Here is a 25805-nt window from a genome sequence, read left to right as displayed (position 1 = left end):
GGTGAGTCAGGGTCATCCACGACAAGGGAGTGATTGGGTGGCAAAGATACCTGAAGACGTCATTGAAACGGTTCGGACGGCCACGAACATCGCGGATGTCGTGGGTCAATATGTGCAACTCAAGAAGTCCGGGAAGAACCTATTCGGGTTGTGTCCGTTTCATGAGGAGCGAACACCGTCGTTTTCCGTTTCGGAAGACAAACAGATTTTTCATTGTTTCAGTTGTGGTCGGGGTGGTAACGTCTTTAAGTTTCTAATGGAACTTGAGCACGTCTCCTTCCCGGAAGCCGTCGTGAAGGTCGCCGATTTTAGTCACGTTGATCTCGCCAGTGAATATCGGCAAGAGTCAACGGGTCCAGCGGTGGACTCCAAGACGGGACAACTGTTGGCGCTACACGAACAGGCTTCCAAGCTCTATCATCACATTCTGGTGAATACTGAGATGGGGCAACCGGCCCTGGATTATCTCCATGACCGGGGCTTGACCGACGAGACGATTGAAACCTATCAATTGGGCTTTGCACCGGGACAACGGTTATTGAAACCGTTCTTCGAACAACGGCAGAGTGACTACCAGCTGTTGCGTCAAACGGGTCTCTTTATTGAAAATACCGATGGTGAACTGCGTGATCGGTTCACGGAACGGGTCATGTTCCCGCTGCGTAATGCGAGTGGACACGTGGCGGCGTTCTCCGGTCGGTTGTTGAAAACGGCACCGGATCAGCCGAAGTATTTGAACAGTCCAGAAACCAGTTTATTTAACAAGAGTCGGTTACTCTTCAACTTTGATCTCGCCCGGCCGGCGATTCGCCAGGCCGGAGAAGTCACGTTGTTTGAAGGGTACATGGATGTCATCTCGGCCACCCAAGCGGGTGTGCTGAATGGGATTGCTTCCATGGGAACGAGCCTCACGACCGAGCAAATCTATGCCATTGAGCGGACGACCGATCGGTTGAATGTCTGTTATGACGGGGATGAACCCGGGCAACGGGCCATCGACCGGGCGCTGCGTCTCCTGGGGGAACACAGTCACCTGCAATTGCGGGTGATTCAATTACCCGAGGGTGAGGACCCGGACGAATACCGTAAGGCGCACGGTGACGAGGCGTTTCGACAGATGCTTGAGACGGCCAAGGAACCACCGTTGCAATTCCAATTGCGGTATTTGCGGCGTTCTCAGGCACTGAACACGGACAGTGAGCGGTTGGCCTATGTTAATCAGGTCATGCCACTGTTGGCTCAGGTCACCGAACCCGTCGAACTGGATCTCTACTTGAATCAGTTGACGACGGAGCTTGGAATTGACAAGGCGGCTTTGCTGGCCCAACTCAAACAGGTTCAGCGAGACAGCGCGGCCCAACAGGAACGTCAGCGACCGGCGCAGCAGCAACAGCCGGCCCCGAGCGAACCGGTGATGACCGTGCATCAACAGCAGCGGCCATTGAACCGCCTCGAACGAGCGGAACGGAGTCTACTGTATCGGTGTTTACATGATCGCAACGTGTGGACACGGGTGAGTGACGTGCCGAATTTCAGCTTTGTTCATGAGGATTATCAAGTGATTTATACCCTGGCCCAGGGCTATTTTCAAACGCATCAAGATTATCAGGCCGCTCAGTTTACGGACTTCGTTCAAGAAGACCGGCTGCAGCAAATGGTCATCGACTTAGAAACTACCAATATGGCCGCGGCGGTAACCCCGCGGGAAATCGATGATTATTTAGCGGTGATTATGGACCAAGCGCCAGTCGATGCGCAACTCCGGCAAAAGAAACAGCAGTTGGCGGAGGCTGCGCGCTTAGGTGATGCCGACCAACAGCGCCAACTCGTGGTTGAGATTGTGCAGTTAGAGCGGCAACGACAGGCGAATAAACCAGTTTAGTCTAGGGGGTATTTTAATGGCAAAAAAAACCACGGATCAACCAATGTTTGACCAGAAAGCATACAACAAGACGGTGCGTGCTCTGATTAAGAACACCAAGAAAGCGGGTCAGATCACTTATGATGATTTGACTGACAAGGTAGCTACCCCGTACACGCTGGATGCTAAGCAGATGGATAAATTGCTCGAAACAATTTCCGATGCTGGGATCAGCGTGGTTGATGCTAAGGGTGAGCCAGACCCACGGGCGGTTAAAGCCCAAAAGGCCGTTTCTAAGAAGGAATTGAAGGCTGCCGGTTCAACGACCGGGGTCAAGATCAATGATCCTGTCCGGATGTACCTGAAGGAAATCGGTCGGGTTAGCCTGTTAACGGCGGACCAAGAAGTCGCTTTGGCTTTGCGGATCGAAAAGGGTGAAGAAGCTGCTAAGCAAGAACTGGCTGAAGCCAACTTGCGGTTGGTGGTTTCCATCGCTAAGCGTTACGTGGGTCGGGGGATGCAATTCCTGGATCTGATTCAAGAAGGGAACATGGGGCTCATGAAGGCCGTCGAGAAGTTCGACTACCGTAAAGGGTTCAAGTTCTCCACGTACGCCACTTGGTGGATTCGGCAAGCCATTACACGGGCTATCGCTGACCAAGCGCGGACGATTCGGATTCCCGTGCACATGGTTGAAACTATCAACAAGTTAATTCGGATTCAACGGCAATTACTCCAAGACTTAGGGCGGGAACCAACGCCTGAAGAAATTGGGGCCGAAATGGACATGCCAACGGAAAAGGTTCGTGAGATCTTGAAGATCGCGCAAGAACCCGTTTCATTGGAAACGCCTCTTGGTGAAGAAGATGACTCTCACTTAGGTGACTTCATCGAAGACCAAGACGCCACGAGTCCTGCCGACCATGCGGCTTACGAACTCTTGAAGGAACAGTTGGAGAGTGTCTTGGACACCTTGACTGACCGTGAAGAGAACGTGCTGCGGTTACGTTTCGGACTCGACGATGGCCGGACCCGGACTTTGGAAGAAGTCGGTAAGGTCTTCGGGGTTACCCGTGAACGGATTCGTCAGATCGAAGCCAAGGCTTTACGGAAGTTGCGTCATCCATCACGGAGCAAGCAACTGAAGGATTTCTTGGAATAATTTAAACTTTAGAGAAGCACTTGTGACTCACTGCAATTTTGTGGTGAGGGGCAAGTGCTTTTTTGTGTTTTCCAGGCCGCCAGTTACAGATAATTCCGTTAAAAGATCGCCGAAATTTCGGCGAAAAATAAATCGCCAAGTTGAAACCGTTTACACTGAAAAATAATTCCGGTAGACTTAATTTATTCTTTAAAAGTCTTGCAATAATTTTTAAAGGGGATATAATGTATCTCGTTTAAAAGAAATGACTTTGTGAGAAAGGAGGGCCACCGTGAAGAGCAAACCGAGTTTGGAACAGGCCTTTTGTATCGTGGCGATCTTGGGAATTCAAGACCGAAAAGTCCCCCTACATAGCCATTTAGTGGCCGAGAGATTGGGAATCTCGACCAGTTATCTGAAGAAGGTTGTGCAGAAGTTAGCGGGGGGTGGCATCGTCAAAACCGTTTCCGGTCGCGAGGGTGGCATCGTCTTGGCCCGAGATCCCAAGCAGATTACACTGCTGGATGTCTTTGAAGCCATTGAGACTGAGACGCCCTTCGTCAAGAGTACCGGCCTGGTTTCCAAAGTCTTTGGTTTCGGCAAAGAGAGTACGTTTACGAAAACGTATGCGTTAAAAGACTTTGAGAATCAGCGTCCGGTTGCAACCGTTTTGGCCGTCTTCGCTGAGGCGGAACAGCAGTATCGGAAACAATTAGCCACGCTGTCGATTGGGGATATCTTACCTACGGCAGATAACCAACCCCTCCAACTGGATTGGACCACCTGGCTAACGCGTCATTCAGCAGAATAGATAAATTTTCAAAAATTGATTAGGAGGTTTCACAGCGTGCGATGGATGAATAAGCATTACATCTGGAACGTGATTGGCTGGCTAGCAATTGTAATTTTAGCCGTCGTGACGATTCCCAGCATGAGTAAATTAGTTGCGGAAAAGGGACAAATCACCGTTCCTAGTAGCTACCAAAGTACCCGCGCCACCAACATGCAAAAACAATGGGGGCGGTCACAACGGGGAACCACAGCGGTCGTCGTGGTCTTCAATAATGGGAATTCAGCCTTAACTTCGGCCCAGAATACCCAGATCGACAAGACAATTAACCGGATCAAAAATAATGAGAACAAGTTTGAAATCCGGTCAATCACTGCGGCCAGCGACAGTTCAACGGCTGCTTCGCAGTTAATTTCTAAGGACAAGAGTACGCAATTACTCCAACTGAACGTGCACAAGTCCAACAGTCATTCCGTCACCCAGATTCGTTCCGACATCACGTCGTTGGCGAAGACGAGCGGGGTGACAACCTACGTGACCGGGGCAGATGTCTTAAACCAAGACTTTTCCGACGCGACGCAGGCCGGGGTTCAGAAGACCGAAGTCATTGCCGCCATCTTTATTTTCTTGGTGCTCTGGTTGGTCTTCCGGTCACCCGTTACGCCACTCTTCTCCTTACTGACGGTGGCGGTATCCGTCATCACGTCAATTTCCGTCGTTGTCAACCTGGTCGATCGGTTTAACTTCCCATTCTCCAACTTTACGGAAGTCTTTATCGTCATCGTGCTCTTTGGGATTGGGACCGACTACAATATCCTCCTGTATAACGAGTTCCGAGAGCGGCTGGCCAATGGGAAAGACCGTTACACGGCAACCAAGGAGGCCATCAAGATTGGTGGTCGGACCGTGCTGTATTCTGGCCTATCCGTCCTGATTGGGATGAGTGTGTTGGGCTTTGCCAACTTCTCACTCTACAAGTCAGCCGTTGGAATTGCCGTTGGGGTTGTGGTCTTACTGGCCGTTCTCCTGACGTTAAACCCATTCTTCATGGCCATTTGTGGGCCAAAGATGTTCTGGCCAGTTAAGAAGTTCCAGGGTGAAGGCGATAGCAAACTCTGGCACGGGATGGCCAAGCATGCCATGATTCGGCCAATCCTCACGTTAATCGTAACAGGGTTAATCTTCGTTCCACTGGCCCTGACGTCTCACGGGACGTTGGACTACGATAACTTGGTGGAAATTGGTGACAATGTTCCCGCCAAGCAAGGATTCAAGATCGTGCAACAGCATTTCTCCAAGGGGACTGCCGAGCCCACGACCATTTACATTCAAAGTAACCACAAGTTAGACAATGAAAAATCATTGTTACTGATTGACCGTTTGACGAAGCAACTCCAAGCTTCCGATGGGGTCAAGACTGTGGCTTCCGTCACTCAACCTGGTGGGAAGGCCATCAAGAAGCTCTATGTGCGGAACCAAATGAGTTCCGTCACCTCTGGCTTAGCGCAGGCCCAACAAGGGGTTAACAAGGTCAACAAGGGCCTTAAGTCGGCCAATAGCCAACTGGGTAGCCAAAATGGTTCTGGGGCCGTTAGCGATGCAAATAAACTGGCTAGTGGGTCCCAACAGGTCAGCGCCGGCACAAGTCAATTGCAATCAGCGATCAGCCAAGTTTCCACTGGGGTGAACACGCTGAACAGCCAAGTCTCCTCCGCCTCTGGCGGCAAGCAGGCAGCCCAATTGGCCCAACTTGAAGCTGCCTTGCCACAATTAAATGCGGCGATCCAAGAATTGAATTCTCAGATTCAAAACAGTAGTACCAACACCAGTGGTATCAAGGCGTCCCTGACCAATATTGGGGCTAAGGCCACCGACATCGGCACACAAATCGGAACGGTTCAGAGCGAAATGAAGAGTCTGCCACAGATCGATGCGGCAACGGTTGCTCAGGCCTTTTCTCAAAGTGGTGCACCACTGAGTGCTAAGCAACAGGGCGTCTTAGCGGGCGTTCTGAAGCAACAGAGTGCCGCTCAGAGTAAGTTACAATCAACACTGACGAGTGCCCTAACCAGCATCGGTGGGGACGCAACCGCCATCGGGGCTTCAACCAAGAGCGTCGGTTCACAACTCGAAGCTCTTCAAAGCTCAACAGGACAACTTCAGACGGCTGTGGCCACTTTGGCTCAGAAGTCCGGGGTTGCGTTACCGGGAGCCGCCACAGCTTTGGGTGCCGCTAGTTCACAGTCGGCGCAATTTGCTAGTGCTACGGGTCAACTTTCTGGGGCAATGTTTAGCATCAACGGCAAGATGCCAACGCTAGTCTCTGGGGCGAGTCAAGTCGCTGCCGGGAACCAAACGATGGCGGAAAAACTAGCCGCGATGAATAAGCAATTGACCGCTGCCACCAATGGGTTGACGCAGGTTTCCGGTGGGGTTGGCACGGCCAACACTTACCTGAAGGGCTTGCAGAAGTCTGCGGCTGCCGAAACCTTCTACATTCCAACCAAACAACTCCACGGCAGTGAATTCAAGCCAGCCTTAGACACCTACGTTTCGCCAAATAAGAAGTTGACGAAGCTGACGGTGGTACTCGATGACGATCCAAGTTCCGCCGCTGCTATGGCCCGGCTACCTAAGCTGGAAAAGGTGGTTAACGGGGCCTTGAAGGGAACGAGCTTGGGTAAGGCCAAGGTTGCCTTTGGTGGGAATACCTCGCAGACCAACGATATTAATGACATGGCCTCGAGTGACTTCACGCGGACCGTGATTATCATGTTAGCCGGGATCTTCGTGGCCTTAATGGTTGTGACGCATTCTCTGGTTCAACCAATCGTGATCGAAGGGATTCTGTTAGTGGCTTACTCCGGTGCCTTGACCATTGTGCACTGGTTAGTCGATCCCGTTCTGGGAACCAACATGCTGACGTGGAATACGCCATTCTTCACGTTCGTGATGCTGATTTCTCTTGGGGTGGATTACTCGATCTTCCTGATGCGTAAGTACCGTGAATACCTCCACGAACCGGGGGCAACCAGTGACAAGATGTTACAGGCGGCTACGGTGATTGGAACGGTGGTTATCTCCGCCGGGGTCATCTTAAGTGGGACCTTCGCGGCCTTGATGCCATCCGGTGTGATGACGCTGATTCAGATTGCGTTAGCCGTGATCATCGGGATTATCCTGTTGGTCATCCTCTTACCAATCGTGATGCCAGCCGTCATGAAGATTACGTACCCGTACCCGTATTCTAAGATGGGACCAACCCCGACTGATGATCAGCCGGAAGAACCCCAAACGAGAAGCGGTCACTAAATTTTAAAATGACCAGAAAAAGTGTGTGGTGTTGGCCACGCACTTTTTTTATTTGTGGGGTGAACATATGTTTTGCATTGTGGGGTATTCAAGAGCCGGTGACTAGCTTATACTAGGAGTAATGAGAATTTAAATGCGAAAGGAAGCGTAGAAAATGGATGCAGACCACTTATCAAATCGACTGGCGACCGTTGCCAGCTATGTGCCAAAGGGGAGCCGATTGGCTGACATTGGCACCGATCATGCTTATCTCCCGGTGAACCTCTTAAAACGCGGCCTGATTGCCGGCGGGGTTGCTGGTGAGGTTGTCCGCGGTCCCTTTGAAAATGCCGCTCATGAGATTCAACGTGAGGGCTTAACCGATCGATTGACAGCGCGCCTGGCCAATGGTTTAAAGGCCATTGAACCGGCCGATCAGATCGATACAGTTGTGATTGCGGGGATGGGGGGCACCCTGATTACCCAGATTCTGACCCAAGACTTCGATCGCCTGGCCGGGGTTAAACGCCTGATCCTCCAACCCAACGTGGGTGAGATGGTGGTTCGTCGATTCCTGATGACCCATGGGTTTCAATTGGTGACCGAGGAGATTTTGGCCGAAGATGGCCACACCTATGAAGTCCTCGTGGCCGATCGGGCCGATCAGCCAGAGACCTATAACGATGAGGAGTTGCGCTTCGGGCCCTACCTATTACAGGAACATTCGGCAATCTTCATTGCGAAATGGCAACGTGAACTGGCACGGACGCAAGCAGTCCGCAAACAAGTGCAACAAGCCGCGGTGGTTCCAGAGGACAAGGTGGCCCAACTGACAGCTGAGATTCAAGAGATTGAGGAGGTTTTACACCGTGTTAGTGCGTGATTTAGTCGAACGTTTTGAAAAATTTGCGCCCCAGACTTGGGCCGAACCAGGCGATCCCGTGGGGTTACAGCTGGGGAGATTGGATGCCCCAGTCCACAAGGTCTTAGTGACCCTCGATGTGCGACCAGAGATTGTGGCCGAGGCCATTGCCTTTAACGCTGACTTCATCTTTGCCCACCATCCGATGATGTTTCATCCGGCTAAGAATCTTGACTTAGCCGACCCACAAAATCAGATGTATGCGACCCTGTTACAGCATCACATTACGGTCTATGGGGCCCACACGAACCTGGACAGCGCGCCTGGCGGCATGAATGACTGGTTGGCCGGGGCACTGGGTCTGGAAGAAACCACAGGCTTGATTCCTAGCAATGGGAGTACCGCGACCCCCGAGATTATGATGGGGCGGATCGGCAACTTACCAGAACCCACGACCGTCCTGGACTTTGCCTTTCGGTGCAAGGAGATCTTCAACATTACCGGCTTACGGCTGATTAGCCAGACCCCTAATGCGCCTGTGAAGCGCGTTGCTGTCCTGGGTGGCAGTGGCAGTCAGTTCTATCCCGAGGCCTTGGCTCAGGGCGCCGACGTGTATGTAACCGGGGATGTTTCCTACCATACCGGTCATGACATGTTGGCACACGGCCTCAGTGTGATCGACCCTGGTCACCACATTGAGAGCATCTGTAAGGCCCAATTGACCACGTTGTTCAAGCAGTGGGCTCAGGAAAATGACTGGCCAATTACGGTGGAAACCTCGGGGTTGAATACCGATCCCTTTACTTTTCTTTAATTTCAAAAACAGGTACACTTAATTTGTTGATTAACTTAACTGAGGAGTGATTTATTTTGGCAAAGTATGAAAATTTGATTCCCCGCTTTCTGAAGTACGTTAAGATTAATACCCGATCCAATCCGGATTCGACGACGATCCCTTCCGATCCTCGTCTGACTGAGTTTGCGAATGGGTTAGTGGCTGATCTCAAGGCAATTGGCTTGAAGAATGTGCACATTAATCCACAGTCGAGCTACGTCTTTGCGACGTTGCCAGCTAACACCGACAAGACCGTTCAGAAGTTAGGATTCATTTCCCACTTTGACACGGCGGATTTTAACAGCGAGCACATTACGCCCAAGTTCGTTGAAAACTATGATGGCCAGTCGGTCATCAAGTTGGATGATGCGGGCAAATATACCCTGGATCCAGCCGTCTTCCCTAACTTGAAGAATTACAAGGGTCACACCCTGATTACTACCGATGGGAGTACCTTGTTAGGGGCCGACGACAAGTCCGGAGTTGCCGAAATCATGGCCGCTGCCGAATACCTGTTGGCGCATCCAGAAATCAAGCATGGTGAAATTGAGATTGGCCTGGGACCCGATGAAGAAATCGGAACCGGGGCCGACCACTTTGACGTCAAGGACTTTGGGGCCGACATTGCCTACACCGTTGATGGTGGCCCACTTGGTCAATTGGAATATGAAACCTTTAACGCCGCCGATGCCCAGGTCGAAATTACCGGGACCAACGTGCATCCAGCCGAAGCGAAGGGCGTCATGGTTAATGCCTCGCAAGTGGCAATGGACTTCCATGCCGCTTTGCCAGACCATGACCGGCCAGAGAACACTGAGGGTCGCGAAGGCTTCTTCCACCTGTACAGCATGACGGGGACCGTGGACTCCGCTCACCTGAGCTACATCATCAGAGACCATGACCGTCAAGTCTTCGAAGACCGTAAGAAGCTCTTCCAGGGCGTTGCTGACCAGTTGAACAAGCAATATGGTTCAGAACGGGTTCAAGTAACCATCAAGGACCAGTACTACAACATGCGTGAAGTGATTGAGAAGGACATGACCGTGGTTGACCTGGCTAAGGAAGCCTTGGAAGATCTCGACATCAAGCCACTGATCTTCCCAGTTCGTGGGGGAACCGATGGATCTAAGATTTCCTTTATGGGCTTGCCAACACCAAACCTCTTCGCCGGTGGGGAAAACATGCACGGGCGCTTCGAGTATGTCTCCGAACAGACCATGGAAAAGGCCACTGACGTGATTATCAAGATCGCTGAACTGACTGAAAGTAAAGCTTAAATCGATTTAGTCAAAATTGGTCAAATTATTTTGAATTTGACTGCGGATCGGTTAAAATATGAGTGAAAATGGAGGTTGACCTTAAGGGTTGCCTCTTTTTTAGACCCTGAAAAACAAATGAAACCTTGAGGAGGATGTTTAGATGAACCCAGAAAAAATGACGCAGGCCCTGACCGATGCCTTGGCTGAGGCCCAACGAATTGCGATGACCCGTAAGCACCAGGCGGTCACGGTTGCTCACTTGTTTAAATTTTTAGTCCAACCGGGGGAACTCGGTCGGCAACTCTTCGAGGATGCCGGGGCTGATGTGACGGCTCTGGATAGCGAATTAGACCGCGAGCTCGATAGTATCAGTACCGTTAGTGGGAGTGGCGTGCAGTATGGCCAGGAGTTCTCCCGGAACTTAACCGATCTCTTACAGAAGGCCGATAGCATTCGGGAGGCCTACCACGATGATTTTATGGCGGTGGACACGGTGCTGATTGCCGTTACCCAGTTGCGTGGTGAGAGCCTGACGGACTATCTGAAGCAAGTCGGAATTACCGAAAAGAAGATGCGTCAAGCCGTGGACAAGCTTCGTAACGGCGAACGTGTCACCTCGAAGAATCAAGAGGACCAGTACAAGGCCCTCGAGAAATATGGGATCGACCTCGTGAAGGCCATGCGTAGTGGCAAGATTGACCCGATCATCGGACGAGATGACGAAATTCTCTCGGTCATTCGGATCCTGTCACGCAAGACCAAGAACAACCCCGTTCTGATTGGGGAGCCCGGAGTGGGAAAGACCGCAATTGTCGAGGGTTTGGCCCAACGTATCGTTCGCGGGGATGTCCCCGATAATTTAAAGGACAAGACCATCTTCTCCCTCGATATGGGGTCCCTGATCGCCGGGGCCAAGTACCGTGGGGAGTTTGAGGAACGCTTGAAGGCCGTCTTGAAGGAAGTCACCAAGAGTGATGGCCAGATCATTATGTTTATTGATGAAATTCATAACATTGTCGGGGCCGGGAAGGCCGAGGGCAGTATGGATGCCGGTAACATTCTGAAGCCCATGTTGGCGCGCGGTGAACTTCACCTGATTGGGGCCACCACATTGGATGAGTATCGCCAGTATATGGAAAAGGACAAGGCCTTGGCCCGGCGGTTCCAACGGGTGGTCGTGGCCGAACCGAGTTTGGAAGATACCATTACCATCCTACGGGGATTGCGCGAACGGTTTGAAATTCACCATGGTGTTCGGATTCACGATAACGCCCTGATTGCGGCGGCTAAGTTATCCGATCGCTATCTGACCGACCGTTTCCTACCAGACAAGGCCATTGATCTGGTTGATGAGGCGTCGGCGTCGATCAGGGTAGAAATGAACTCAGCGCCAACGGAATTGGACCAGGCCCGGCGTTCATTGATGCGGATGCAGGTCGAACAGACGGCGCTGAAACAGGAAACCGATGACGCCTCCAAGAAGCGCTTGGCAGAACTCCAAAAGGAACTCGCCGATACCAAGGAAAAGGTGGATCGACTCGGAGCTCGTTGGAACCAAGAAAAGACGGCCATTAAGGGCCTGGGAGATAAGAAGCAGGAGCTGGATCGTGCCAAACGTGATTTAGCCAATGCCGAGTCTGCCTATGATTTGAACAAGGCCGCTGAACTCCAACACGGGACCATTCCGCGTTTACAAAAGGAATTGGCGGATCTGGAACAAGCCGACCAGCAACAGGATTGGTTGGTATCCGAGTCGGTTACCGAAAATGAAATTGCGGCCGTGGTTAGCCGGATGACGGGGATTCCAGTCACCAAGTTGGTCCAAGGTGAACGCGAAAAACTGTTGAAGTTGGCCGATCGGTTACACGATCGCGTTGTCGGTCAGGATCAGGCGGTGACGGCGGTGGCCGATGCCGTGTTACGGTCACGGGCCGGCCTCCAAGACCCAACGAAGCCCTTGGGATCATTCCTATTCTTAGGCCCAACGGGGGTCGGAAAAACGGAATTAGCCAAGGCCTTGGCTGAGAATCTCTTCGACAGTGAAGATCACATGGTGCGGATCGATATGAGTGAATATATGGAAAAGGAATCGGTCTCCCGGTTAGTGGGGGCCGCTCCCGGCTACGTGGGTTACGAACAAGGCGGCCAATTAACCGAGGCCGTCCGGCGTAATCCATACACCATTGTGCTATTTGACGAAGTCGAGAAGGCCCATCCAGATGTCTTTAACCTGTTGCTACAAGTCTTAGACGATGGCCGCCTGACGGACAGTCAGGGACGGACCGTGGACTTTAAGAACACGATTCTCATCATGACGTCTAACCTGGGCTCAGACATTCTGCTTCAGGGAACCGATGAGCAGGGACAGTTGAAGCCCGAGGCGCAAAAACAAGTTGCCCAACTCTTGCAGACGCACTTCCGGCCAGAGTTCCTGAATCGAATTGACGAGACGATTATGTTTACGCCACTGACCTTAGCGGATGTGCAGCAGATCGTGGTCAAGTTGATTGGTCATTTGGCTACCCGGTTACATGAACAGCAGTTGGATCTGACCATTACGCCGGAGGCTCAGGCTTGGATTGCCCAGAAGGGTTATCTGCCGGCATACGGGGCCCGGCCACTGCAACGGTTCATCACTACGCACGTGGAAACGCCACTGGCCAAGGCCCTTATTGGTGGCGAGATTCCAGCCAAGAGCCTGATTACCATTGCCGTTCAAGACGATCAGTTAACGTTTACGCATGCACCCTTAAAACAATAAGGTTTTTAGCGGGGTCGACCGTTGTCGTCCCCGCTTTTTTAGACGGAAAACTTTGACTTGAACGTACGTTCTTATGTGACGGATCGGTCATGGATTTCTGGTATAATAGCGATAAAGAATTCTTGAGAGGAGCGTCCAACATGTTTGTCCCGTTACAGGTCATCAGTACGTACAGTCTGTTACAGAGTACCAATCGAATAAATGAATTGGTCCAAACGGCCAAGGAGCGGGGGTACACGACACTAGCGATCACCGACAGAAATGTCATGTACGGGGTTGTGGCCTTCTATAATGCCTGTCAGCAGGCGGGGATCAAGCCCATCTTGGGACTCACACTGACGGTTCAAGTTCCCGGGGATGAAACCGGGGCCGATCTGGTGGTCTTGGCGCGTGATTTCACGGGCTACCAGCAACTCATGCAACTGTCCACAGCCTATCAAGTGGCGGCGGCACCGGTCGATCTGACCCAGCAACACGCCAATCTGACCCATCTAAAAGCCGTTGTGCCATTGAATGGGGAGGCTCCCCGTCTGTTGGCCAATGGCGATCGTAAGGCGGCTAGCGAGTCACTGGGCCGTTTACAGGAGCTGTTCACGCCGACCAACGTGTCGCTAGGAATCAGTGCCGACCAGAGTGAGGAGACGCGCCTAGCCCTACAACAATTAGGTCAAACTGTGGGGATGCCTTTAGTTGGGCTGTCGCCAGTAGAATATTTGAATCAAGACGACCACTTTGCTGTCACGGTTCTCCGTGCCATTGATGCCGGCGCCACGATTACGGACATTCCCGCCGAGCAGGCCACGCTGGGTACCCATTGGTTACGACCAGCCGCCGAGCAGCAAGCCCGTTTTGCTGCGGTCGGATTAGAAGCCGCAGCGACTGCCACGGCAACCTTAGCCAGCGACTGTGACGTGACGCTGAAATTTCAACAACCCCAGTTGCCGCAATTTCCGACACCGGACCAGCAGCCGTCACAGGATTACCTGCGGGCACTCTGTGGTCAAGGCTTACAGCGGCGGCTACAGGCCAATGGCATCACCGACGCGGCCCCTTACCAGGAGCGATTGGACCACGAACTCTCGGTCATTCACCGGATGGGGTTCGATGACTACTTCCTGATTGTCTGGGACATCATGAACTTTGCCCACCGGGCCCATATCCAAACGGGGCCGGGGCGGGGTTCTGCGGCGGGCTCCCTGGTAGCCTATGTTTTGGCGATTACGGAGGTCGATCCCTTGGCCTACAATCTCCTGTTCGAACGCTTCTTAAATGAAGAACGGGCCCAGATGCCCGATATTGACTTGGATATTCCGGACGATCGTCGAGAACAAGTCCTGCAGTACGTCCACGGCAAGTACGGCCACACACGGGTGGCCCAGATCATTACTTTCGGGACACTAGCGGCCAAGGCCGCTTTGCGTGACGTGGGGCGTACACTGGGGATGGCCCCTTATCAACTGAGTGATTGGAGTGCGGCGATTCCTAGCCAGCTCCACATCACGCTGCACGCCGCCTATGACCAATCTCAACGACTGAAAAACTTGGTCGCGGATAGTCCCGAGAATCGGTTATTATTTGAAACGGCCTGCAAGGTCGAAGGTCTGCCACGTCACTATTCCACGCATGCGGCGGGGGTTGTCTTGAGTCAGGGGCCATTAACCGACGTCGTTCCCTTACAACCAGGGGCCGAGGATCTACTGATGACGCAGTATCCCAAGGATACCGTCGAAGCAGTGGGGCTCTTAAAAATGGATTTGCTGGGATTGCGAAACTTGAGTATCCTAGCCAATGCCTTGGCATTGGTGAAGCAACAGACGGGAAAGGTCTTTGACCTCGATCAGATCGATCTCAACGATCGCGAAACCTTGGCGCTTTTTGCTCAGGGCGAAACCAACGGGGTCTTTCAATTCGAATCCTCCGGGATCAAACGGGTCTTGCGGCAACTCAAGCCAGACAGTTTCGAACTGGTGGCTGCCGTTAATGCCCTTTACCGGCCGGGTCCCATGGAAAACATCGAAACTTTTATCAACCGTAAGGAAGGCAAAGAGCCGGTCCAGTACGCGGCACCGGCACTGAAACCAATCTTAGGGCCAACCTATGGCGTCCTAGTCTATCAAGAACAAGTCATGCAAGTGGCCGCCGTGATGGGGGGCTTTAGCCTGGGGGAAGCCGATCTGCTTCGTCGGGCCATGAGTAAGAAAAAGAAAGCCACCATGGATGCGATGCAAAAGAAGTTTGTGGCCGGCGCGCAGGAGCTGGGTTACGACCCGGCAACCGCGCAACAAGTCTTTGCCTACATGGATCGATTTGCCAACTATGGATTTAACCGATCCCATGCCGTGGCTTACAGTAAATTAGCCTTTCAGTTGGCCTACCTCAAGGCCCATTATCCCGGCCCGTTCTATGCGGCCTTGATGAACTCGGTGGTTAACGTGCCTGATAAGACGAAACTCTATTTGGCCGAAGCCAAGCGTCATGGGGTCACCGTTTTGCCACCCGACATCAATCATTCCGCGGCGTACTTTAGTCTCCAGCAGCAAGCGATTCTCTTCGGTTTAAGCTCAATCAAGGGGGTCCGCCGGGACTTTCTGCGGGCGGTCTTGGCCGATCGCCAGGCGCAGGGCCCATTTCGTGACCTGCACCAATTCCTAGAACGCATTGAGGCTAAGTATCGCAAGGAAGACTTGCTGGACGCCCTAGTTTATGCCGGGGCTTTTGACCATTTTGGCTATAACCGCGCCGAGTTGATTGCCGCCTTGCCGGAATTTCTAAGTACGGTCGAGCTGTCTGGCGATAATGTGGAATTGTTTGCGGCCCTGGCTCCCAAGGTCAAACGACAACCTGACTTTGACCTGATGACCAAGTTGAGTCATGAAGAACAGGTCCTTGGGGCTTACCTGTCGGGGCATCCGGTCGAACAGTATCGTCAGCTGGGGGCGCAACGACATGCGGTACCGATCAGCGAGCTAACGGTAAATTCACGGGTCACGGTGATTGTCTACGTCACGAAGATTCGAACGATTCGCACGAAACGCGGCGAACCCATGGCCTTTGTGACGGGAAGTGACGAGACCGGGGAGATTAGTTTGACGGTCTTTCCCAACCAATACCGGCTTGTCGGGGAGTGGCTTGCGCCGAACCAGGTGGTCTTGGTTACCGGGAAGGTGGAACAGCAACGGGGACTGCAGATCGTCGTGGACCGGTTGGAACAGCCAGTCACCGAGTCCGCCCAGCCAGCTAAGTTGCCTGCAGGGCCATGTTGGTACATCCGCGTGGATGCGCAACATGACCAACGACCAATTGCCAAACAACTAGGCCAATTCATTAAATCTAACCCCGGAAAAGTTCCAGTAATCATTTATCAAGCCCAGACCGATCAGAAAAGAATCTTAACTAATGAACAATGGCTTTCAAATGAGAATGCTGTTATGACGGGGCTGAGGAGCTTGATGGGCGAGAAAAATGTCGTTCTTAGGAATGGATAGACCAATTTTGTGAAAAATACTTCTGGACTATTGTTATCAAGTTCGGTATTATATATACCAATGAACGAGATAATCTATTTTGGGAGGATTTACAAAATGAAATTAAACGTCAAGGTCTACTCCGATGGGGCAGAATTATCCGCTATGAAGGCTGTTGCTGCTAAGGGCTTAGTTGAAGGATTCACGACGAACCCTAGCTTGATGAAGGCTGCCGGGATTACCGACTACTTAGCCTTTGCCAAGGAAGCCGTGGCAACTTTCCCAGACCAATCGATCAGTTTCGAAGTCTTTGGGAACACGCCAGAACGGATGCTGGCCGAAGCTCAGACGTTAGCATCATTGGGGAAGCACGTCGCTGTTAAGGTGCCAATCATTCGGGCCACCGGTGAAGACAACACCGATGTTATTTCTAAGTTATCCGATGCCGGGGTTCGCGTGAACGTCACGGCAATTACCACTTTAGAAGAAGTTCGTTGGGCCGTTGATGCCTTGAACCCCGAAGTTGGCGGGATCGTCTCCGTCTTTGCTGGGCGGGTCGCTGATTCTGGTGTCGATCCCTTACCATTGATGAGACAATCTGCTGACCTGTGCCATGCCAAGGCCAACATTGACCTGTTATGGGCTAGCACTCGGGAATCTATCAACATTGTTCAAGCGAACGAAACGGGCTGTGACATCATCACGGTACCCCCAAAGATCTTGAACAAGTTAGACAAATTTGGTAAGCCAGCCTTCCAAATCTCACTTGATACGGTCAAGACTTTCGATTCCGATATTGCCGAACTCGGGTTCACGATTCCAGTGGCTGACGGCATCCAAGAATAAAATCAAAGTTATCCCTTTTATAACCTACTCGTTATCAAACGAGTAGGTTTTTAATTGCGCTGGGGCCCGTCAGTTCGCAGAAAACGCTTACTTTGAGAAAAGATGTACAAAAGGCTCGAAATTCGATAAACATAGCAGACAGAAAAAATTAAAAGTGCTAGAATATTGGTGTAATGAAATTTGTGCCGAAACTTTTGGTCTGCTAATTTTTTAAAATTAGTAACCATCGGGCCAATTCTAAAGGAGAGATTTTTCTAATGAAGAAAACCAAGATCGTAAGTACCCTTGGGCCTGCAAGTAATGACGTCGATACGATTGTTAAGTTAATCGAATCCGGTGCCAACATTTTCCGGTTTAACTTTTCTCACGGTGACCACGAAGAACATTTAGGTCGCTTGGACAAAGTTCACCAAGCCGAAAAGATTACTGGCAAGACTGTTGGTATCATGTTAGATACTAAGGGTGCCGAAATTCGGACGACCGTTGAAAAGGGCGGCAAGCTGCAATTTAGCACTGGCGACCAATTCCGGATCTCCATGGATGCCTCACTTGAAGGAACTAAGGAAAAGATCGCGGTTACTTACCCTGGTCTTTACGATGACGTTCACGAAGGTGGCCACGTACTGTTTGATGACGGTTTATTAGACACTGTTGTTGACAAGAAGGACGATGCAACTAAGGAATTAGTTGTCACTGTTCAAAACGATGGTATCTTAGGTTCTCGTAAGGGTGTTAACGCCCCTGGTGTTTCCATCAACTTACCTGGGATCACTGAAAAGGACTCAGATGACATTCGTTTCGGTTTGGACCACGAAATCAACTTCATCGCCGCTTCCTTCGTACGGAATCCTCAAGATGTGATGGACATTCGTGAACTCCTTGAAGAAAAGCACATGGAACACGTGCAAATCTTCCCTAAGATCGAATCTCAAGAAGGTATCAACAACTTTGATGACATCATCAAGGTTTCCGATGGTTTGATGGTTGCTCGTGGTGACATGGGTGTCGAAATTCCAACGGAAAACGTGCCTTTGGTACAAAAGGCTTTGATCAAGAAGTGTAACATCTTAGGCAAGCCCGTTATCACGGCTACCCAAATGTTAGACTCCATGCAAGAAAACCCACGTCCTACGCGTGCCGAAGCTTCTGACGTTGCCAACGCCGTCTTTGATGGGACTGACGCAACCATGCTTTCTGGTGAAAGTGCTAACGGTGAATACCCAGTACAAGCCGTTGCGACTATGAACCGGATCGACATCAAGGCTGAAAATGCTTTGCCAGACTTTGGTCGTGACAACTTGAACTTCGACAACGGTGACGTTACCGAATCAATCGGTGCTTCCGTTGCACGTGTTGCCAACGAATTAGGCGTTAAGACCATCGTTGCTGCTACTGAAAGTGGCTACACCGCCAAGATGATTTCTAAGTACCGGCCAAATGCTGATATCTTAGCTGTTACCTTTGATGACCGGACCCGTCGTGGTTTGATGGTTAACTGGGGTGTTTACCCAATCGTTACCGAAAAGCCAGCTAACACTGACGAAATGTTCGATCTTGCCGCAGCCAAGGCCGTTGAAACGGGCTTAGCTAAGGAAGGCGACTTAATCCTGATCACCGCTGGTGTGCCAGTCGGCGAACGCGGGACGACTAACTTGATGAAGATCCAATTGATCGGTTCAAAGTTAGTTCAAGGTCAAGGTGTCGGTGATGACACGGTTATCGGTAAGGCAATTATTGCCAACACCGCTGCCGAAGCCAACGCCAAGGTTGTTGAAGGTGGTATCTTGATTGCCAAGAACACCGACAAGGACTACTTGCCAGCTATCGAAAAGTCTAGTGCCGTTATCGTTGAAAACGGTGGGTTGACTTCTCACGCAGCTGTTGTTGGGATTTCCATGGGGATTCCTGTTATCGTTGGTGCTACTGGTGCCAGCGACAAGATCTCCGATGGCGAATTGATCACCGTTGACTCACGTCGCGGTATCGTTTACCACGGTGCTTCCAACGTGCTTTAATAAGAGATAAACCTGTTATGAAAACGGACCCTCTGTCGGGGGTCCGTTTTTTCGTGTTTCTGAAGTCTTGCGAGACCCACAAGTCGAGAAGATTGCCACGAATTTTACGAGAAAAGGTCGCTAGTTGAGGCGTTTCCGTGTAAAATAGGCATTAGACACTTTGAACGGAAAACTGGCCTCGCCAGTAGAATTGAGGAGATTATGGAAGAACTATTAGGCCGCATCGTTGCGGGTAAAGTTACCGACGAGAATGAAAAAGATTATTACGTACAAGTGGCGGGGACGACCTTCCGCTTGGACAAGGCGGAGATCAAGAAGCCACTGAAGCTAGGGTCTGTCTTCAAGGGCTTCGCCTATGAAAATGAAGACCATGACATGCAGATTACCCGGGATGCACCCGAGGTTCAAGTGGACCACTATGGTTTTGGGACGGTCGTTCGGACCCAACGGACGTTAGGCGTCTTTGTCGATATTGGACTCCCTAACAAGGACATCGTGGTGTCGTTAGATGACCTGCCAGCGATGATGGAACTCTGGCCACAACAAGGGGATCGCCTCTTGATCGCTCTGCGTGAAGATAAGAAGCAACGGCTCTGGGGTGTGTTAGCCGACGGTGATATTTATCAGGCCATTGGCCAGCCCGCTAAGAAGAAGCTGCAGAATTCTAACGTCGTGGCCCGGGCTTATCAATTAAAGCTCGTGGGAACGCGGGTGATGACCGATCATTACGAGTTAGGATTCATTCACCCTTCGGAACGTGAAACAGAACCTCGTTTGGGAGAAGAACTCCACGCGCGGGTGATTGGCGTTCACGATGACGGGACGTTAAACCTGTCATTACGGCCACGGACCTTCGAAGCCATTGACGACGACGCTGCCATGTTATTGGCCGCATTGGAACACAGTGGCGAAGGCTACCTGGACTTCAGCGACAAGAGTGATCCAGCTGCCATCAAGGCTTACTTTGGGATCAGTAAGGGTCAATTTAAGCGGGCCATCGGGCACCTCTTGAAGGCACGGAAGATTACCCAACATGACGGGCAACTTTGGCTAGTTAAGGATGATGAACAAGCGACAAAATAGGAGGTGACGACATGACCGAATTGACGACGCAGATTGCGGATTTTGCTCACTATCTTACGGTAGAACAGGGTTTAGCAAAGAATTCGGTCACGAGTTACGTCCAGGAATTGCACGGCTTCGCGGACTATCTGACCACGCAGAATGTTACATCGTTGACTCAGGTTGATCGCTTGCAGGTGATGGCCTATCTGGAAACGTTGACTAAGAGTGGCAAGTCACGTAACTCCGTGATTCATGCGGTCTCGGCCTTACGGAAGGCTTACCGCTACCTCGTCCAGACCCACCAAATGGCGGAGAGCCCGATGGCAAATATTGCGGCACCTAAGCACGCCGAGCATTTGCCGGCGGTCCTGACGGTGGCCGAGGTGGACCGTCTACTGGCGGCTCCCGACACGGCAAATAAGTATGGAATTCGCGACCGCGCCATTCTCGAGGTCATGTACGCCACGGGATTGCGGGTGAGCGAACTCGTGCATCTCAAGCTTGGCGACTTGCATCTGGAGATGGGGTTGATTCAAACCCTGGGTAAAGGCGACAAGGAACGGATCGTGCCCATTGGCGATGTGGCCAGTGACTGGATTCAACACTACTTGACCGAGAGCCGGCCGTTGTTGTTGAAGCAGCGCACGAGTCCTTATCTCTTCTTAAATGCCCACGGTGGTGGGTTGTCACGCCAGTCCATTTGGCAGAAGATTAAGCGCTACGTGGCGTTGGCGGACATTACCAAGGACGTCACCCCCCATACCCTGCGGCATTCTTTTGCGACGCACTTGTTGGAGAACGGGGCGGACTTACGAGTGGTTCAGGAACTGCTGGGTCACGCGGATATTACCACGACTCAGATTTACACCCATATTTCCAAGAAACGGTTGGTGGCCGTCTATGACCAGGCACATCCGCGTGCCTAGCGGTGACCAGCGCTTTGTGGTAAAGTATAGGGACGATTTAAACGGAGGCAGACCATGTTACTGAAATATCGGAGCGATTATCAAAAGATTGCGATGGGACTCCTGAGCCTGTTGCCCACCTTTAAGGATTGGGATCGGCTACAGCGGGAATTGACCTGGTATCAGAGTGATGATAGCCGGCGACTCTACCTGTGGAAGGACGACCACGATGATTTTGCCGGGGCCGTGGGTACTGAGGTCCAAGGGGACTACCTGATTGTCCGGTTAGTCACCTTGACCCCAGATCAAGACCTCACCGAGAACACCTGGCAGATGCTGGATCAACTCGCAACGGCGCTACCAGATAAACGGTTAATGGGGACCCTGACGACCGCTAAGATTATTGCAAAATGGGAGTATCAACATGGACAAAGTCACGCCCAGCGGTCAACCACTGATTCAGGTCAGTGATTTTGAGGGACCGCTTGATTTATTGCTACACTTAATTAAAACCAATGAAATGGATATTTATGATATCCGCATTGCAACCATCACGAGTCAATACCTGACGTACCTGCATCAGATGCAGGTATTGCGTTTGGATATCGCGGGAGAATACTTTGTCATGGCGGCCAATCTGATGGCCATTAAGGCCAAGTTGTTGTTACCTAAGCCGACATTGGTGACGGATGATGACGTGGAACCCGAGGGTGATCCACGTGAGGACCTGGTCCAACGGCTACTGGATTATCAGCGTTATAAACAGGCTGCCCAGGAACTGAAGGTCAGAGCCCAACAACGGCAGCAGCACTTTACCCGGCCAGCGATGGCTGTTCCGGATGACGTGGTCTTAACCGTTGAGCCGGGAATTCAGGCCGCCGATCTCCAGACGGCCCTGGCACGACTGATTAAACGCGCCCGGATTGCTCGGCCAGTCACCCAGAGCATCCAGCAGGAACAATATACAATTAAAGAACAGATGCAGGTGGTCTTGACTCGATTAGAGCGGGCTAAGGGACCGATGGATTTCGAACGCTTAGTGGGACAGACCACGGTTGTCGATGAGATTGTCACGACATTCTTAGCAATTCTCGAATTGGCCCGGCAACGGCAAGTGGCGCTCTCTCAGGCCAGTCGGCTGTTACCCCTGCAAGTGAATTTTTTGAAAGCGAAAGGAAGTTATGCCACCGATGTCACCTCTGGCACAAATTGAAAGTCTCCTGTTTGTGAGTGGCGATGAAGGGATCACCGTGGCGGATTTAGCTGCGGCAACCGGCCTCTTACGACCAGCCATCCTAGCCAGTCTGGAACGGTTGGCGGAGAAATACCGAGACGACTCCGATTCAGCCCTGGAGCTGATGGTGAATGAAACCACCTACCGGCTGGTAACCAAGGCGGCAACTGGGGACCTCATCAAACGTTACTTTGAAAATCCGTTGAGCACGAGCTTGTCGCCGGCATCGTTGGAGGTGCTCGCAATCATTGCTTACCGCCAGCCCATTACGCGTATCGAGATTGATGAGATTCGCGGGGTTCAGAGTGCGTCGACCGTCCAAAAGCTGGTCTTGCGTCGCCTGATCGAAGATGCGGGACGGTTAGATGAGCCCGGACGACCGAAGCTCTATCGAACCAGTGCTTACTTCCTGGACTATTTCGGCCTGGAAGAATTGACAGATCTGCCGCCATTACCCGCTGCGGCAACCACCGGTGACCACGCGGATGAAGACGGTGGCGACATCTTTTTAAAGGCCTTCAATCAACAACTCAATCAAGCAGGAGATGACCAATAAATGGAACGATTACAAAAAGTTTTAGCCCATGACGGGGTTGCATCACGGCGTCAGTCGGAAAAGCTCATCATGAGTGGCCGAGTACGGGTCAATGGTGACGTGGTCACGGAACTTGGAACCAAGGTCGGCGTTCACGATAAAATCATGGTAGATGGTGTGCCGGTATCCAGCGAAGCCCCAACCTATGTCCTGTTGTACAAGCCTCGTGGCGTAGTGTCGACCGCTAATGATGAGAAGAGTCGCGAAACCGTTGTCGACCTGATCGAAAACGTGCCCCAACGGATTTATCCCGTAGGCCGGTTAGATTACGATACGACGGGTCTGTTGCTGTTAACCAATGACGGTGAACTTGCCAATCGGTTGACGCATCCCAAGTACGGGGTCGAGAAGACTTATGTGGCTAAGGTCACGGGAATTCCAACCAACGATGCCTTGCGTCAATTGCGTCAAGGGGTTGAGGTGGATAATATTACCTATGCGCCAGCCAAGGCCAAGGTGCTGAGTACCGATGACAAGAAGCATACGGCAATTGTTTCACTGACAATTCATGAAGGGAAGAACCATCAGGTCAAGAAGATGTTGGCTAGTGTGGGTTGTCCCGTGGAAAAGTTGAAACGGGAAGAATATGCCAGATTGACGCTCAAGGGACTTAATCCTGGGGATTCACGTTATCTGAAACCCGAAGAAGTTAAGGAACTCAGACGACTGACAGATCTGGCCTAAGTCAAATGATTGACAGTTACGCGCAGTATTAGTATATTTATGGTGTCAAATAATTTATGGTTCATCTTCAGGGCAGGGTGAAATTCCCGACCGGCGGTAAAGTCCGCGACCCGCGTTAAGCGGTTGATTCGGTGAAACTCCGGAACCGACAGTAAAGTCTGGTATGCAGAAGATGAGACGTTGCTCTTTGCGTAGGCTCAGGTTTACGTAAAGCCAAGGTCTTACCCTTCTGTGGTGGGATCTTTTTTCGTGGTCCCACCACTGAGATGGCCGCAAGGAGGAACAGAATTATGGAAAATGTTCACAAGGGTTTAGGGGTTCGCGCGATGGTGGAAATGTCACTGTTTGCGGGAGTGGCCTACATCCTCATGTTCTTGTCGGTGTCGATTATTCCGATTGTGCCGTACATGAAGTTAGATCTCAGTGATCTCGTGGTCTTAGTGGGACTGGGCGTCTTCGGACCCGCGGGGGCGATTCTAATCGCCGCCCTAAAGGAACTGTTGTACTTCGTCACGACTGGGATGGACATCATGAACTTTATTGGGGTCATGACGGCCTTCATTGCCGACGTGGCGTACATCTTACCCATCAGTGCCGTTCTACGGCGGCAACACAAGGCTTCCATCGGGCGCCACATTCTCGCGATTGTTGTAGGGACGGTGAGCCTGACGGTTGTGCTGTCACTGGCAAATTGGTGGGTCATTACGCCGCTCTATCTCAAGGTTTGGCATATGGATCTCGGACTTCCCGTGAAGCAGTTAGTGCTGCTGGGGGTGGTTCCATTCAACCTGATTAAGGGAATTGTGCTTGGGGTGTTATTTATCCCCCTGAATCGGCGATTGGCGCCCTGGATGGCTAAGCATGCGCTGTCATAAAGACCCACATAAACAATTACAGACAAACGAGGGACTGGCGGTCGTCAGTCCTTTTTCTATGGTAAAATTAAACGATATGAGGAGATGGTCTTTTGGAAGCGGCGGATTTAATTCAGGTTTTGACCCCACAACAAGCCCGGCGTCTGCGGGTGATCGAAAACCTCCTTCGTGGTAAAAAGACGGTCTCGACGCTTTATTGGGGACAACGCTACCAGTTGTTGCCGCTCATCGGACTGGATAAGACGCTCGATCGGGGAGCGTTAGATGCTTCAGCCCGGTCGCTGGTCACCGGGGGCTTGGCAACGCTGGATGAAGAAAATGACCAGTTACGATTAACGCCGGCGGGGATCATTGCCGCCCAACGAGATTATTACCAACCGCGAACGGCCGAACAATGGATTCAGTTAGATTTGATGGCGGCCCGGCAACGGATCCTGTTAGCCATTCAGGTCGTTAGTGAATATACCCATGCCACCCGGCGTTACTATCCACTGATGACGGATTTGGCGACGCGTCAGGCGGTCAGAGCCTGGTTTCAACGGGTAAAGTCCGACCAGCTGGGTCAGCAGCTTTTACAAACCTTGACAAACGCCCTAGAACAGCTACCAGAGGAGGTAGCGACGGTCACGACGAGTTTATTGACCGGTTATCGGCATCCCGGGTTAACGCGAGAACAGGTCGCGCAGGCGCATCAGCAGACGGCCTGGGAGGTTAACCTGATGCAACTGGATGGCCTGATGCAGATCTGTCAGGATGCCCGGGTCGCAGAGACGCCCTTTACCAGTCTGCTGAGTAGCCTGTGGCAATCACCGGTCACGCGTAGTGCACAGCTGACATTAGAAGCCGTCCGGCAGACTGGTGACCTTGACCACGTGGCGGCGCAACGGCGGATTAAGCTCAGTACGGTGCGGGAACATTTGCTGGAAGCGGCCATTTTTCTTCCATTGGCGGACTTTCCCTATGAGCAGATCCTGACCCCCGAGTTATGTCGGCTTTTTGCGCAAAATTTAACCGGGGCAATCGATGACTGGCAATACACCAGCTTGCCTACTGATTTACAGAAACAATATGACTTCTTTTATTTTCGGCTCTATGCCATTTGGATTGAGAAAGGGGGCGTGCTAGTCGATGGAAGAGCTAACAGCGAGTCTTAAACGGGTCTTTGGTTTTGAAGAGTTTCGAACGGGACAGGCGGAAACCTTACACGACCTAGAGGCGGGACAAGATGTGCTAGCTGTTCTACCGACTGGTGCCGGTAAGACCCTGATCTATCAGCTCTATGGTTATCGGCATCCTGGCTGTGTTCTAATCGTATCGCCCTT

Annotated in this window: 20 protein-coding genes and 1 riboswitch; all 20 genes read left to right on the top strand. The window is 51.7% G+C overall.

Annotated elements, in window-relative coordinates:
* Positions 1–37 precede the first annotated feature (37 nt).
* A complete protein-coding gene (dnaG, locus tag IV54_RS08485; protein ID WP_057878934.1) occupies positions 38–1882 on the top strand; it encodes a DNA primase in 1845 nt (614 codons plus the stop codon).
* A 10-nt stretch (positions 1883–1892) separates the two neighbouring features.
* The gene (gene rpoD, locus IV54_RS08480; protein WP_420806177.1) at positions 1893–3023 is read left to right on the top strand and encodes an RNA polymerase sigma factor RpoD; all 1131 of its coding nucleotides are present in this window, start codon (positions 1893–1895) and stop codon (positions 3021–3023) included.
* 271 nt (positions 3024–3294) lie between these two features.
* The gene (locus tag IV54_RS08475) at positions 3295–3813 is read left to right on the top strand and encodes an RrF2 family transcriptional regulator (protein WP_057878932.1); all 519 of its coding nucleotides are present in this window, start codon (positions 3295–3297) and stop codon (positions 3811–3813) included.
* A gap of 45 nt (positions 3814–3858) precedes the next feature.
* On the top strand, positions 3859–7104 hold the full coding sequence (locus IV54_RS08470) for an MMPL family transporter (protein WP_237756701.1): 3246 nt from the start codon (positions 3859–3861) through the stop codon (positions 7102–7104).
* Between the two features lie 154 nt (positions 7105–7258).
* Complete coding sequence (locus IV54_RS08465; protein ID WP_057878930.1) at positions 7259–7966, top strand: tRNA (adenine(22)-N(1))-methyltransferase; 708 nt, start codon at positions 7259–7261, stop codon at positions 7964–7966.
* Complete coding sequence (locus tag IV54_RS08460; RefSeq protein ID WP_057878929.1) at positions 7953–8759, top strand: Nif3-like dinuclear metal center hexameric protein; 807 nt, start codon at positions 7953–7955, stop codon at positions 8757–8759. Before IV54_RS08465 ends, IV54_RS08460 begins: the two co-directional genes overlap by 14 nt.
* A 56-nt stretch (positions 8760–8815) precedes the next feature.
* A complete protein-coding gene (gene pepT, locus IV54_RS08455; protein ID WP_057878928.1) occupies positions 8816–10057 on the top strand; it encodes a peptidase T in 1242 nt (413 codons plus the stop codon).
* Positions 10058–10199: 142 nt separating this feature from the next.
* On the top strand, positions 10200–12800 hold the full coding sequence (gene clpB / locus IV54_RS08450; protein ID WP_057878927.1) for an ATP-dependent chaperone ClpB: 2601 nt from the start codon (positions 10200–10202) through the stop codon (positions 12798–12800).
* Between the two features lie 140 nt (positions 12801–12940).
* The gene (gene dnaE, locus IV54_RS08445) at positions 12941–16285 is read left to right on the top strand and encodes a DNA polymerase III subunit alpha (RefSeq protein WP_057878926.1); all 3345 of its coding nucleotides are present in this window, start codon (positions 12941–12943) and stop codon (positions 16283–16285) included.
* Between the two features lie 96 nt (positions 16286–16381).
* Positions 16382–17110 (top strand): transaldolase, encoded by a 729-nt coding sequence (locus IV54_RS08440; RefSeq protein ID WP_057878925.1) that lies wholly within the window; start codon positions 16382–16384, stop codon positions 17108–17110.
* A gap of 257 nt (positions 17111–17367) precedes the next feature.
* On the top strand, positions 17368–19125 hold the full coding sequence (pyk, locus tag IV54_RS08435; RefSeq protein WP_057878924.1) for a pyruvate kinase: 1758 nt from the start codon (positions 17368–17370) through the stop codon (positions 19123–19125).
* A gap of 201 nt (positions 19126–19326) precedes the next feature.
* The gene (locus IV54_RS08430; RefSeq protein WP_057878923.1) at positions 19327–20208 is read left to right on the top strand and encodes a CvfB family protein; all 882 of its coding nucleotides are present in this window, start codon (positions 19327–19329) and stop codon (positions 20206–20208) included.
* Between the two features lie 11 nt (positions 20209–20219).
* Entirely contained in the window at positions 20220–21116 is an 897-nt protein-coding gene (xerD, locus tag IV54_RS08425) for a site-specific tyrosine recombinase XerD (protein WP_057878922.1), read from the top strand.
* A 54-nt stretch (positions 21117–21170) separates the two neighbouring features.
* Positions 21171–21566 (top strand): hypothetical protein, encoded by a 396-nt coding sequence (locus IV54_RS08420; protein ID WP_057878921.1) that lies wholly within the window; start codon positions 21171–21173, stop codon positions 21564–21566.
* The gene (locus IV54_RS08415) at positions 21520–22308 is read left to right on the top strand and encodes a segregation and condensation protein A (RefSeq protein ID WP_057878920.1); all 789 of its coding nucleotides are present in this window, start codon (positions 21520–21522) and stop codon (positions 22306–22308) included. Before IV54_RS08420 ends, IV54_RS08415 begins: the two co-directional genes overlap by 47 nt.
* Positions 22286–22885, top strand: coding sequence for an SMC-Scp complex subunit ScpB (scpB, locus tag IV54_RS12025; RefSeq protein WP_057878919.1), 600 nt, complete (start codon positions 22286–22288; stop codon positions 22883–22885). Before IV54_RS08415 ends, scpB begins: the two co-directional genes overlap by 23 nt.
* Positions 22886–23608, top strand: coding sequence for a pseudouridine synthase (locus IV54_RS12020; protein WP_057878918.1), 723 nt, complete (start codon positions 22886–22888; stop codon positions 23606–23608).
* 59 nt (positions 23609–23667) lie between these two features.
* Positions 23668–23786, top strand: a riboswitch (FMN riboswitch).
* 112 nt (positions 23787–23898) lie between these two features.
* On the top strand, positions 23899–24483 hold the full coding sequence (locus IV54_RS08400; RefSeq protein ID WP_057878917.1) for an ECF transporter S component: 585 nt from the start codon (positions 23899–23901) through the stop codon (positions 24481–24483).
* A gap of 92 nt (positions 24484–24575) precedes the next feature.
* A complete protein-coding gene (locus IV54_RS08395; RefSeq protein WP_057878916.1) occupies positions 24576–25637 on the top strand; it encodes a helix-turn-helix domain-containing protein in 1062 nt (353 codons plus the stop codon).
* The coding region (locus tag IV54_RS12115) for a DEAD/DEAH box helicase (protein ID WP_338034231.1) at positions 25612–25805 on the top strand (194 nt) is incomplete at its 3' end. The genes IV54_RS08395 and IV54_RS12115, both read left to right, overlap by 26 nt.

This window comes from Levilactobacillus paucivorans, from assembly GCF_001437125.1.
GTDB lineage: Bacteria > Bacillota > Bacilli > Lactobacillales > Lactobacillaceae > Levilactobacillus > Levilactobacillus paucivorans.
This window is presented reverse-complemented; position numbering and strand designations above follow the sequence as displayed.